Genomic DNA, 11,427 nt, shown 5'->3' with positions numbered 1-11,427 from the left:
CCTTCCAGCGATCCCAGATCTCAGCCCGCTGGGCCGCCGAGTAGTAGATCCTCTTTCGCTGCTTCATCGACCACGCTCCATCTCCCAAGGAAAGTTAGCGTGTTGCGGTCACCGGTTGAGCCCACCACCCTTCGCGGGCGTTCGCTCTCTCGTCGAGCCGTGAGCCCGACCTAGGCCTTCGGCCGGCTCCAGGCGAGCGCCGCCCAGCCGGCCATGAAGGCGAGGCCACCCAGGGGGGTGATGGCGCCCAGCCAGCGGGGCGCGCCCACGCCCATGGCCCAGAGCGATCCGGAGAACAACACCAGGCCCACCAGGAACAGCGGCGGCGCCAGGCTCGCGCCGCGTCCGCTTCGCTGCCCGGCGGCGAACACCGCCAGCACGTGGACAAAGCCATAGAGGGCGCCGGTCTTCAGCCACTCCTGGGCTTTCGGATCGCTGATCCCGTGGGCGGCGAAGGCGCCGAAGCCGACGCAGAGCAAGCCGCCGACAGCGGCCAGACGAAACCAGGGACCCATGCGTGTCACCCCCAGACCGCGGGACGGCGGCCCTTCCAGGGCGCTTCCTTCTCAAGTTGCGCGGCCAGGCGGAAGAGGGTGGCTTCGTCGGCGTAGCGGGAACTGAACATCATGCCGATCGGCAGGCCGTTCGAATCCATCTCCAGCGGCAGGGAGATCGAGGGTTGGCCTGAGAAGTTCATCGGCGGGGTGAAGGGGAAGACCTTGCCCTGGCGGCGGTTGACCTCCTTGGGCTCCAGGTTCACCGGGTCGATGAAGCCGACCTCCGGCACCGGGGTTCCCAGCACCGGGCAGAGATAGACGTCCCAGTCTTCGAAGAAGGCCAGGGTGAAGCGGTTGAGCGCGCGCAGGTCCTGCAGGGCCCGGAAGGCCTGGGCGCCGGTCACCCGGCGGCCGCCCTTCAGCGAGGCCCAGGTCAGCGGCTCCAGCTCGTCCTGCTCCGGCTCGCGGCCCACCTCGTCGATCAACCGCTCCATGCCGCCGGCGAAGTTGGCGCCGCTCACCGGGCCGCGGGCCGCGTAGAGGGCGCGATAGTCAATGCCCAGGCCTTTCTCCACCACCTCATGGCCGAGGCCCTTCAGCAGGGTGGCCGTGCGTTCCAGCGCCGCCTGGATCTCCGGATCGATGGGGCGGCCATTGGCGGTCTCGCTGGACCAGGCGATGCGCAGTCTGCCCGGCGAGGTCTCGATCTCCTCGGCATAGGGCCGGGTCTTGGGGGGCGGGGCGTAGGGGGAGCCAGGCTCCGGAATGCCGGTTGCGTCGAGCATGACGGCGCTGTCGCGCACGGTGCGCGTCACCACATGGTCCACCACGAAGCCGGCGGCGTAGTCGTAGGCGTCGGGCAGGTTGGGCACTCGGTCGCGATTGACCTTCAGCCCCACCAGGCCGCAGCAGGCCGCCGGGATGCGGATCGAGCCGAGGCCGTCCGAGGCATGGGCCATGGGCACGATGCCGGCCGCCACCGCCGAGGCCGCCCCGCCCGAGGACCCGCCCGCGATGTGGGCCGGGTTCCAGGGATTGCGGCACGGGCCCAGCAGAGCGCTCTCCGTCGTGCCGGTGATGCCGTATTCCGGGGTGTTGGTCTTGCCCAGCGGCACGACGCCAGACTCGCGGTAGCGCCGGGTCAGGCCGCCGTCCTCGGTGTCGACGATGTGGCGCGCGAACCGGCTGCCCGAGGTGCGCGGCCAGCCGGCCACCGGCATGCCCAGGTCCTTGATCAGGAAGGGCACCCCCTTGAACGGGCCGTCGGGCAGGGGCCCCTTGGCGCGCGCGCGGGCCTCGTCATAGGCGGTGTGGACCACCGCGTTGAGGGCGCCGTTGTGCCGCTCGATGCGCTCGATGGCGGCGTCCACCAGCTCCAGGGGCGTGACCTCGCCCTTGGCCACCATCTGGCCCAGGGCGACGCCGTCGTGCTCGGAATAGTCGGTGATCGGCATGGTCTAACCTTGGCTGGCGGGCATGAGGAAACTCATCTTGGCGACGGGTTCGAGGCTGGGCGCCTGGCGCTTCAGGACGTCGAAGGAGGCTTCCGCCGCGTCGAGCGCGGCGTCGATGTCGCCCTCGGTCATCGCCGCGCACATGAACATGTTGTGCCACGGGTGGACGTAGACGCCACGGTTCAGCATCTCGCTGGACCAGCAGAAGCCCTTGCGCAGGTCCGGGTCGTCGTCGAACAGGAACAGCGGCATCTGCACCGGTCCCGAAACCCGGAAACCAAAGCCCGCCGCGCTCGCCCGCTCTCGCAGGCCGTCGGCCAACCGGTCGCCCAGGGTCTGCAGGCGCTCAAGGTAATCGGTGTCACGCACCAGCCGCAGGGTCTCGAGGGCGGCGGCCATCGGGGCGGCCTGGAACCAGAAGGAGCCGGTGACATAGATCTGCGAGGCGGCCTTCCTGGCCTTGTCCGCGCCCAGCATCATGGAGATCGGGTGGCCGTTGGCCAGGCACTTGCCCCAGGTGGACAGGTCCGGCTGCACCCCGATCCGCGACCAGGAGAGGTCCCGCGAGAGCCGCAGGCCGGCGCGAACCTCGTCTACGATCAGCAGGGCGCCGGTCCGGTCGCAGATTTCCCGGGCCTTGCGGGCATAGGCAAGATCGGGGTCAGCCTGGTCGATGAAGGCGTCGTGCTTGAAGGGGGCCGCGAAGATGCCGGCCAGGTCGTCCCCGGCCTGGGCCGCGGCGGCCTCGAGGCTGGCCACATCATTGTAGTCGCAGAAGATCTGGTGGGCCTGATCGCTGGGGACCGTGCCCGCGGGACGGTTGACGCACCAGGTGGCCGCGCCGTGATAAGCGCCCTTGGCCCGGATGATGGTCTTGCGACGCGTATGCTGGCGGGCGGTGGAGAGCGCCATGGAGGTGGCGTCCGTGCCGTTCTTGCAGAAGATCGCCCAGTCGGCGTGGGTGACGAGCGCGGTCATTTCCTCGGCAAGCCGCACTATCAGCTCGGTGGGACCCGTCAGGGTGTCGCCGAGGCCAAGCTGGCGGACATAGGCCGCGTCGATCTCGGGGTGGGCGTAGCCGAACAGGTTGGGCCCATAGGCGCACATGAAGTCGAGATACCGGTTGCCATCCACATCCCAAAGGTGGGCGCCCTCGGCCCGGGCGAAGAACTGCGGATAGTCGTCGGGCAACAGGCCCACCCCCTGGTGGCCGTACATGCCGCCCGGGATCACGGCGGCGGCGCGCTCGCGCAGGGCGCGGTCTCGGCTGTTGGGTCGGCTCATCGGTGTCCCTCGGTGTTCGCCAATTGCCATGGCTTGATCTGACCTTACGCTCCGCGCTGTCCTCGGCAACCGGGAGCGGACGATGAAGGCGATGATCTTGGGCCTGCTGGGCGCCATGATGGCGACGGGCGTTCAGGCGGCGAGCAGGAGCTTCCAGGACTGGACCGTGGTCTGCGACAACACCCGCGAGTGCTCGGCCTTCGGCTTCTCGGAGGACAGCTTCGAGGACCGCCCCTTCCTGCATGTGCGGCGCTCGGCGGGGGCTGACGCCGCGCCCGTGATCCGGCTCGTCCTGGCGGGGGAGTCCGGCATACCTACTCCGTGGGCCGTGCGGGTGGACGGCAAGCCTGTGCCCGGTCTCGCGCCCAAGGCCGAGGGCGACGCCGACGTCGTCCTGACGCCCATACAGGCTACGGCCCTGCTGGCCGCGATCCGCAATGGCCAGCGCCTGACCCTGGCGCCGGGCCGCAGCGATGTGCTGCTGACCGGCGCTTCGGCGGCCCTGCGCTGGATGGATGATCAGCAGCAGAGGGCGGGCACGGTCACCGCCCTGGTGGCGAAGGGCGGCAAGCCCGCCTCGACGGTCCCTGCGCCGCCATCGGTTCCCCTGGTCCGCCCTGGCCCGGCGGTGTCGCAGGCAGGCCTCCCCGACAAGCTGCCGCCCGGCATGCGGGCCCAGCTCGGCGAGGATTGCGACACCCAGCCGCCGAAGGACTTCAGCCCGATCATCGCCCGCCTGTCCCCCGGTGTCATCCTCTTCGGAGAACGATGTTATCTTGGAGCGTACAACGAAATCTACGCCTTCATGCTGGCCGACGAGCAGGGCGGCCATATCCGCCCGGCCCAGATCCCCAACCTCGATGGTTTCTCCACAAACCTGCTGATGAACGTCAGTTTCGACCCCGAGACCCAGACCCTGAGCAATTTCGAAAAGGGTCGTGGGATCGCCGACTGCGGCGGCGTCAACAGCTGGATCTGGGACGGCAAGGCGTTCCGCGTCAGCGATCAGACCGAGATGCCGGCCTGCCGCGGGCTGAGCGCCGAGGCGTGGCCGGTGCTGTTCCGCTCGCGGCGCAAGTGACCGGTTAGAACAGCCCCATCAGAGTGGAGAAGAAGGCGACGATCGCGGCGATGATCGCCTTGGACAGGACGCCCAGGACCACGATGCTGACCGCCGCCATCACCCAGCCGATGATCGCGGCATAGCCGTCCCGTTCCGCCGTGCCGATGGCGAAGGCGGCGATGGCCAGGGAGGGCAGCATGTTGCCGAAGGGGATCGGCAGGAAGACGATGATGGAGAGCGAGAAGCAGATCGCCCCCATCAGCCGGTCGGCGAAGCGGTTGTACATGAAGGTCAGCCGCGGCTTCAGCCGCCGCTCCAGCCGCTCAAGATGCGGCATCAGCTTTTCCGACAGGTTGCGGAAGTCCGACATGCTCATCGTCCGAGCCAGCAGGGCCTTGGGCAGCCACAGGGTGCGGCGGCCCAGCATCCACTGAGCGGTGATGAACGCCAGGGGCGCGCCGAGAATGGCCGAGACGCCGGGCGGCATGGGCAGGACCAGGGGGGCGGCGAAGACGAACATCAAGGCCCCGAAGGCGCGGTCGCCAAAGGTCTCCAGGATGTCGGCCACCGACACCTTGCGAGTCTTGCGCTGTCCGATCAGGACGAGCAGTTCGGAGACACTGGCGGCGTGGGCTTTGTCGGTCATCGCAGCCCTGCGGCTATCATGCTTGGGCGTCGCTGCGGAAGGCCTGCTGCGATCACTTCGCACTACCGACTGCGCCTGGGAGAAATCGGCGTCCGACTCGGGCTAGCAGGGTGAACGATGTCGAGCCCGGTGCGCCTTGGTCTGTTCTACGGAGCCATCTTCATCGGGGGCGGCGCGGCCTCGCCCTATATACCGGTCTGGTTCGACCACCGCGGGCTGAGCGGCGCCGAAATCGGCCTGATCCTGTCGGCACCGCTGCTGGCCCGCACCGTCACCGCGCCGCTGCTGGCCATGTGGGCCGACAGTTTTTCCCTGCGCCGGACCCCGCTGATCCTGATGGGCCTGGCGATGGCCGCGGGCTACGCCCTGATGGTCGCGCCCCTTGGCTTCGCCTGGTGGTTCGGCCTGTGGTTCATCGCCTCGACGATGTACGCGACCGTAGGTCCCCTGACCGACGTGGTGGTCCTGGCCAGGTCCCAGAAGGACGGGTTCAATTATGGCTGGCCACGGGGCATTGGCTCGGTGGCCTTCATCATCGCCAATATCGGGATGGGCCTGATCCTGGCGCAGGGTTCGCCGGAACTGGTGCTGGTCTGGATCACGGTGTCGGGCCTGCTGGTGGCCTTCGGCGCACGCTATTGGCTGCCGCCTGATCCGGTTCGGGTTGGCGGCGGGACCGCGGCCCTGGCCGAGCGGATGGCGGGTCTGCGCGAACTGTTCGCAGACCGGGACTTCATGCTGGTGGTGATCTCGGCGGGCCTGATCCAGTCGGCCCACGCCTTCTACTACTCCTTCTCCACCCTGGCCTGGCGCGACCAGGGCATCCCGGAGTCGATGACCGGCCTGTTGTGGGGGGTCGGCGTCGGCGTCGAGGTGATCTTCCTTTGGTTCATGGAGCCCTGGCGGCGGCGGTTCGGCGCGCGAAACCTGCTGGTGCTGGGCGGGGTCGCCGCTGTGGTGCGCTGGGGCGCGCTGGCCCTTTCGCCGCCCCTTTGGATGGTGTTCCCGATCCAGGCCCTGCACACCTTCACCTATGCGGCTACCTTCATCGGATCCCTGCAGCTGGTGGACCAGCTCTCCAAGCCCAGCAACGCCTCGGCGGCCCAGACCATCAACTCCGCCCTTTCCGGCGGCGTGCTGAGCGGGGTGGCGACCATCGTCTCCGGCGCGCTCTTCGACCGCATCGGGGCGCACGGCTACTTCGTGATGGCGGCCATGTCTCTGGCCGGACTGGCCGGCGCGGTCAGGCTGTACGGCGTCCGGCGGCTGGATAGCTGAGACAGCGCTTCCGCTTCGGGAGGCGGGGGACCTTACGCCACGACAGGGTTGCGGGCCGCCCCGATGGGGCGACTATGGCGGCAAAACAAAAACGGGAGGAACGCCGTGCGCGCGTTGGAAGTGACGGTCCCCTGGGGCGGCGAGCAGATCAAGGCGGTCGAAAAGCCCGATCCCACGAGCTTCTAGGACGGGTTCAGGCTGCTCCGCCTGAACCCGTCCTAGTTTCAATTTGGCGCGCGTCGGACGCTAAACCAGTGTCCACATTGGCTGACGCGCTTGCGAGGAGGCGTCCGTGCGTACCAAAGGCATCAACCACTTGGCGCTCGTCTGCCGCGACATGGGCGAGACGGTGAGGTTCTACCGCGACGTGCTGGGCATGCCACTGACCAAGACGATCGCCCTGCCGGACGGCGGCCAGCACTTCTTCTTCGACTGCGGCGGCGGGGCCAGTGTGGCCTTCTTCTGGTGGCCGGAGGTCCCGGCCGCCGCGCCGGGCGTCGCCTCGGTCGCCAAGTTCCCCCAGGCCCCCAAGTCGGCCGTCGGCTCCATGAACCACGTGGCCTTCGACATGGAGGCGGACGACCTTCAGGCCAGCATCAAGCGCCTGCAGGCGGCAGGCGTCGAGGTTCTGCCCATGGTGGTCAATCACGACGACAGCGCCGCCGGGGTGGCGGCTGAGCTGCATCCCGGGGTCTTCGTCCGCTCGGTCTATTTCACCGATCCGAATGGCATCATGCTGGAGTTCGCGGCCTGGACGAAAGGCTTCGGCCCGCAGGACGTGGCCCATGAACCCGCCGGCGCGGCGGCGGAAATCTGATGCCGCGCCTCAAACAGGTCTCGCGCGCGGAGGCTACATCCGAGGTCGTCACCAAGACCTATGACCTTTTGTTTGGCGACCGTGATCCGGTGGCGCAGCCGGGGACCGCCACCGGGACGAAAGGCGACTGGTGGACGGTGTTCGCCAACAGCCCCGACATCCTGAGGCACGCCAACCAGGGCTTCGCCCTCTACCGCTCGCCCGATCGCAAGCTCGATCCGGTGCTGCGGGAACTGGCCCAGACCCGGGCCGGCTGGGCGCGGGGCAGTCAGTTCGTCTTCTCCCAGCACTGCAAGTCGCTGCGCGGCCTGAAGGTGTCCGAGGAGCGGATCGCCGCGGTGCCCAACTGGCAGGTCGCCGATTGCTATGACGCCCAGGAGCGGGCGGTCCTGGCCTATGCCGATTGCCTGGTGCTGCAGGGTGGGAGGACGCCAGAGGCGGTGTTCGCCGCGCTGCGGGCCTTCCTGGACGATGAGCAGATCCTGGAGCTGACCTACATCACCACGCTCTACGACATGCACGCGGTGATGAGCCGGGCCCTGCGCCTCGAGTTCGACGACCGCGACGACCCCATCGTCGAGGTCGCGCCGCCGGAGGACTTCAGCGCGCGGGACTTCCTCGATACGGCGCGTCGCTCTGATTGAGTTTTGCACGCTATGGATGGTATTCGCAGGTCCTCGAGTTGGAATGCGGGCCATTTGCTTAAGTCTATTTTGAATCTTCGATGGGATGTTGCTGTCACTGTTCGTTGTGGCGGTGTGCGGAGATTCACTTGGAGTTGCATCACGACCCCACCCGGGCGACCGCGACGAAGGTCGTCAGCCTGCCGCCGCCGCTTGTCGAGCGCCTTGTCGCGGGGCAGGGGGCCTCAATGCGGCGGATCGCAGACGCCCTGCGGCCCTACCACTTGCAGGTCTCGCCGCGCCCGGAGGCCTTGGCCCTGACCGGCGAAGAGATCGCCGTGACCCTGGCCGCGGCGATTGTCGAGAAAATCGCCGAGCTGCTGCGCACCGAGGGCGGCCATGAGGGTCTGGTGGATGCGGCGATCGGCGGCGTCCTTAGCCACGCCTTCAAGTTCGAACTGGCCTATCGGCTCAAGGGGATCACCCAGGCGGTCCGGCCGATGTCCCTGAGCCAGGTGGGGTTCATGAACACCCTGCTGATGTCCGACCGGTCCCTGATCTTTGGCGTCGGCCCCACCGGCACCGGCAAAACCCACCTGGCCATCGCCGCGGGCCTGAGCCTGCTGGCCGAGGGTCGGATCAAGCACCTGGTGATGACACGGCCGCGGGTGATGCTGGAGGGCGAGACCATGACGGCGGGCCTGCGGGCCGAGACCGCCTATGACGAACAGCTGACCCCGATCGAGGATGAACTGCGCCAACTGATTGGCCACGACGAGATCCGCCAGCTCACCGAGCGGGGCATGATCGAGGTCATGCCGCTGGGCCGGATGCGCGGCCGGACCTTCAACGACACCATGCTGCTGGTCGATGAGGCCCAGAACATGACGGTGGGCAAGATGCGGATGGCGGCCACCCGCATCGGCCGCAACGGGCGGCTGGTGGTGACCGGTGATCCGGCCCAGGTGGACCTGGTGGGCGGCGACGAGGTCTCCGGCCTGGCCCACTTGCTGAAGCTGGTCGCCGGAACCGACCTGGCGGCCGTGCATCATTTCGAGGCCTACCAGATCATCCGCAACCCCGTTGTGGCCCGGCTGGAAGCCCTCTATTCGCAGAGCAGCGGCGGGGAGATGCAGGCCGCGGCCTGAGCCGGCCTAGATCGAGTAGTCCAGCTCGCCTTCCAGCCAGGCGGTGATCTGCTCGGCCGCCTCCGTCGGCGGCGTCTTCGTCGTGTCGATGACGATTTCGGCGGCCTCGGGGGCTTCATAGGGGCTGTCGATGCCGGTGAAGTTCTTCAGCTCTCCGGCGCGCGCCTTCTTGTAGAGGCCCTTGACGTCGCGGGCCTCGGCGACCTCGAGCGGGGTGTTGATATAGACCTCGACGAAGTCGCCCTCGGCCTGGAGATCGCGGGCCAGCCGGCGTTCGGCGCGGAAGGGCGAGATGAAACTCACCAGCACGATCAGGCCGGCGTCCGCCATCAGCTTGGAGACCTCGGCGACCCTGCGGATGTTCTCCACCCGGTCCTCGTCGGTGAAGCCGAGATCGCGGTTGAGGCCGTGCCGGACATTGTCGCCGTCCAGCAGGTAGGTATGGCGTCCCTCTGCGTAGAGCTTCTTCTCCACCAGGTTGGCGATGGTGGACTTGCCCGAGCCCGAGAGGCCGGTCAGCCAGACGACCCGGCCGCGCTGGCCCTTCAGCGCCGCGCGCGCCGCCTTGTCGACATCCAGGGCCTGCCAGTGGACGTTCTGGCTGCGGCGCAAAGCAAAGTGCAGCATGCCCGCGGCCACGGTCCGGTTGGAGATCCGGTCGATGAGGATGAAGCCGCCCAGGTCGCGGTTCTCGGCATAGGGGTCGAACGCGATGGGGGCGTCGAGGCTGAGATTGCACACCCCGATCTCGTTGAGCTCCAGCCGCTTGGCGGCCAGGTGCTCCATGGTGTTGACGTTGACCTTGTACTTGGGCTCGGTGATCGAGGCGCCGACCGTCCGCGTGCCGATCTTCAGCAGGTAGGGACGGCCGGGCAGCATGGCCTCGTCGTCCATCCAGACCACCGTGGCCTCGAACTGGTCGGCCACCGGCGGGGGGCTGTCGGCGATGGAGATGACGTCGCCGCGGCTGATGTCGATCTCGCTCGCCAGGGTGAGCGTCACCGACTGGCCGGCCACGGCCTGGTCCAGATCGCCGTTGAAGGTGACGATGCGGTCGACGGTGCTCTCGCGGCCCGAGGGCAGGGCCTTGATCTTGTCGCCGGGCTTGATGACGCCGGTGGAGATCAGGCCGGAGAAGCCGCGGAAATCCAGGTTTGGGCGGTTGACCCATTGCACCGGCATGCGGAACGGCCGGCTCTGAAGGTCATCCTCGACCGGCAGGGTCTCAAGCAGATGCATCAGCGGCGGGCCGTCGTACCAGCGGGCGGCGTCCGAGTGCTCGGTGATGTTGTCGCCCTTGAGCGCCGACATCGGGATGGCGGTGAAGTCGGTGATCCCGATCTGGGCGGCGAAGGCTCGGTACTCGGCCAGGATGGTGTCGTAGGTCTCCTGGCTCCAGCCGACGAGGTCCATCTTGTTGATGGCCAGGATCACGTGACGGATGCCCAGCAGGCTGACGAGGTAGGAGTGCCGCCGCGTCTGGGTCAGCACGCCGCGCCGGGCGTCGATCAGGATCACGGCGGCGTCGGCGGTCGAGGCGCCGGTGACCATGTTGCGGGTGTACTGCTCGTGGCCGGGGGTGTCGGCGACGATGAACTTGCGCTTGTCGGTGGAGAAGAAGCGGTAGGCGACATCGATGGTGATGCCCTGCTCACGCTCGGCGGCGAGGCCGTCCACCAGCAGGGCGAAGTCGATGTCGCCCCCCTGCGTGCCGACGCGCTTGGAGTCAGCCTCCAGGGCGGCCATCTGGTCGTCCAGGATCATCTTGGAGTCATAGAGCAGCCGGCCGATCAGGGTCGACTTGCCGTCGTCCACCGAGCCGCAGGTGATGAATCGCAGCAGGCTCTTGTGCTCGTGGGCCTGGAGGTAGGCGTCGATGTCCTGGGCGATGAGGTCGGACTGGTGGGTCCCGGCGGCCTGAACCGACATCAGAAGTAGCCCTCCTGCTTCTTCTTCTCCATCGAGGCGGCCTGGTCGTGGTCGATGGCCCGCCCCTGACGCTCGCTGGTGGTGGTGAGCAGCATCTCCTGGATGATCTCCGGCAGGGTAGCCGCCGTGCTCTCCACGGCGCCGGTCAGCGGGTAGCAGCCCAGGGTGCGGAACCGCACCGACTTCATCATCGGGGTCTCGCCGGGCTTCAGGGGCATGCGGTCGTCGTCGACCATGATCAGCATGCCGTCACGCTCCACCACCGGGCGTTCCGCCGAGAAGTAGAGCGGCACGATGGGGATGTTCTCCAGGTGGATGTATTGCCAGATGTCCAGCTCGGTCCAGTTGGAGATCGGGAAGGCGCGGAAGTTCTCTCCCGTGGCCTTGCGCGTATTGTAGAGATGCCAGAGCTCGGGGCGCTGGTTCTTGGGGTCCCAGCGGTGTTGGGCCGAGCGGAAGGAGAGCACACGCTCCTTGGCGCGGCTCTTTTCCTCGTCGCGCCGGCCGCCGCCGAAGGCCGCGTCGAAGCCGTACTTGTCGAGCGCCTGCTTCAGGCCCTCGGTCTTCCACAGGTCGGTGAGCAGGGACGAGCCGTGTTCATAGGGGTTGATGCCCTTAGCCAGGGCTTCAGGATTGCGGTGCACCTGCAGCTCGAAGCCGAGGGTTTCGGACATCCGGTAGCGCATCT

11 protein-coding genes are annotated in these 11,427 nt (G+C 67.8%); 5 read left to right on the top strand and 6 right to left on the bottom strand.

Translation table 11 applies throughout. From position 1 onward, the window contains the following. Positions 1 to 170: 170 nt before the first annotated feature. Genes Q8N10_RS06715 through Q8N10_RS06705 form a run of 3 tightly spaced genes read right to left on the bottom strand, consistent with a single transcriptional unit; the run spans position 171 to position 3,235 of the window. Positions 171 to 515 carry a DUF423 domain-containing protein gene (locus Q8N10_RS06715; RefSeq protein ID WP_304777279.1) on the bottom strand — a complete coding sequence of 115 codons (345 nt, stop codon included), beginning with the start codon at positions 513 to 515 and terminating at the stop codon, positions 171 to 173. A 5-nt stretch (positions 516 to 520) separates the two neighbouring features. After that, on the bottom strand, positions 521 to 1,951 hold the full coding sequence (locus tag Q8N10_RS06710; RefSeq protein ID WP_304777278.1) for an amidase: 1,431 nt from the start codon (positions 1,949 to 1,951) through the stop codon (positions 521 to 523). A 3-nt stretch (positions 1,952 to 1,954) separates the two neighbouring features. Further along, positions 1,955 to 3,235 (bottom strand): aminotransferase class III-fold pyridoxal phosphate-dependent enzyme, encoded by a 1,281-nt coding sequence (locus Q8N10_RS06705; RefSeq protein ID WP_304777277.1) that lies wholly within the window; start codon positions 3,233 to 3,235, stop codon positions 1,955 to 1,957. A gap of 82 nt (positions 3,236 to 3,317) precedes the next feature. Between Q8N10_RS06705 and Q8N10_RS06700 the strand changes: the two genes are divergently transcribed. Then, a complete protein-coding gene (locus Q8N10_RS06700) occupies positions 3,318 to 4,316 on the top strand; it encodes a DUF1176 domain-containing protein (protein WP_304777276.1) in 999 nt (332 codons plus the stop codon). A 4-nt stretch (positions 4,317 to 4,320) separates the two neighbouring features. Here the strand turns inward: Q8N10_RS06700 and Q8N10_RS06695 are convergent, their stop codons facing one another. After that, positions 4,321 to 4,944, bottom strand: a complete 624-nt coding sequence (locus Q8N10_RS06695; RefSeq protein WP_304777275.1) for an exopolysaccharide biosynthesis protein — start codon at positions 4,942 to 4,944, stop codon at positions 4,321 to 4,323. 117 nt (positions 4,945 to 5,061) lie between these two features. Between Q8N10_RS06695 and Q8N10_RS06690 the strand changes: the two genes are divergently transcribed. From Q8N10_RS06690 to Q8N10_RS06675, 4 genes are all read left to right on the top strand, one after another. Continuing rightward, on the top strand, positions 5,062 to 6,222 hold the full coding sequence (locus Q8N10_RS06690) for an MFS transporter (RefSeq protein ID WP_304777274.1): 1,161 nt from the start codon (positions 5,062 to 5,064) through the stop codon (positions 6,220 to 6,222). Between the two features lie 292 nt (positions 6,223 to 6,514). Next, positions 6,515 to 7,039: a VOC family protein gene (locus Q8N10_RS06685; protein WP_304777273.1), complete on the top strand. Its 525-nt coding sequence runs from the start codon at positions 6,515 to 6,517 to the stop codon at positions 7,037 to 7,039. Next, positions 7,039 to 7,683 carry a carboxymuconolactone decarboxylase family protein gene (locus Q8N10_RS06680; RefSeq protein WP_304777272.1) on the top strand — a complete coding sequence of 215 codons (645 nt, stop codon included), beginning with the start codon at positions 7,039 to 7,041 and terminating at the stop codon, positions 7,681 to 7,683. Before Q8N10_RS06685 ends, Q8N10_RS06680 begins: the two co-directional genes overlap by 1 nt. A 128-nt stretch (positions 7,684 to 7,811) precedes the next feature. Beyond that, the gene (locus Q8N10_RS06675) at positions 7,812 to 8,810 is read left to right on the top strand and encodes a PhoH family protein (protein WP_304777271.1); all 999 of its coding nucleotides are present in this window, start codon (positions 7,812 to 7,814) and stop codon (positions 8,808 to 8,810) included. Positions 8,811 to 8,816: 6 nt separating this feature from the next. Here the strand turns inward: Q8N10_RS06675 and cysN are convergent, their stop codons facing one another. Together cysN and cysD are read right to left on the bottom strand one after the other, a co-directional pair. Then, complete coding sequence (gene cysN, locus Q8N10_RS06670) at positions 8,817 to 10,739, bottom strand: sulfate adenylyltransferase subunit CysN (RefSeq protein ID WP_305663885.1); 1,923 nt, start codon at positions 10,737 to 10,739, stop codon at positions 8,817 to 8,819. Continuing rightward, positions 10,739 to 11,427, bottom strand: a 689-nt coding sequence (gene cysD, locus Q8N10_RS06665) for a sulfate adenylyltransferase subunit CysD (RefSeq protein WP_305663884.1), incomplete at its 5' end; no start/stop codon positions are given. The genes cysN and cysD, both read right to left, overlap by 1 nt.

The sequence above is a fragment of the Phenylobacterium sp. genome (assembly GCF_030693625.1).
Classification (GTDB): domain Bacteria; phylum Pseudomonadota; class Alphaproteobacteria; order Caulobacterales; family Caulobacteraceae; genus Phenylobacterium; species Phenylobacterium ferrooxidans.
Note: the sequence above shows the minus strand (reverse complement) of the source record. Positions and strands in the feature narration are given on the sequence as shown.

What these genes read in the sequence shown, in the direction of transcription:
- Q8N10_RS06715 (WP_304777279.1), bottom strand. Translation starts at nt 515, where the DNA reads ATGGGTCCCTGGTTTCGTCTGGCCGCTGTCGGCGGCTTGCTCTGCGTC.
- Q8N10_RS06710 (WP_304777278.1), bottom strand. Translation starts at nt 1,951, where the DNA reads ATGCCGATCACCGACTATTCCGAGCACGACGGCGTCGCCCTGGGCCAG.
- Q8N10_RS06705 (WP_304777277.1), bottom strand. Translation starts at nt 3,235, where the DNA reads ATGAGCCGACCCAACAGCCGAGACCGCGCCCTGCGCGAGCGCGCCGCC.
- Q8N10_RS06700 (WP_304777276.1), top strand. Translation starts at nt 3,318, where the DNA reads ATGAAGGCGATGATCTTGGGCCTGCTGGGCGCCATGATGGCGACGGGC.
- Q8N10_RS06695 (WP_304777275.1), bottom strand. Translation starts at nt 4,944, where the DNA reads ATGACCGACAAAGCCCACGCCGCCAGTGTCTCCGAACTGCTCGTCCTG.
- Q8N10_RS06690 (WP_304777274.1), top strand. Translation starts at nt 5,062, where the DNA reads ATGTCGAGCCCGGTGCGCCTTGGTCTGTTCTACGGAGCCATCTTCATC.
- Q8N10_RS06680 (WP_304777272.1), top strand. Translation starts at nt 7,039, where the DNA reads ATGCCGCGCCTCAAACAGGTCTCGCGCGCGGAGGCTACATCCGAGGTC.
- cysN (WP_305663885.1), bottom strand. Translation starts at nt 10,739, where the DNA reads ATGTCGGTTCAGGCCGCCGGGACCCACCAGTCCGACCTCATCGCCCAG.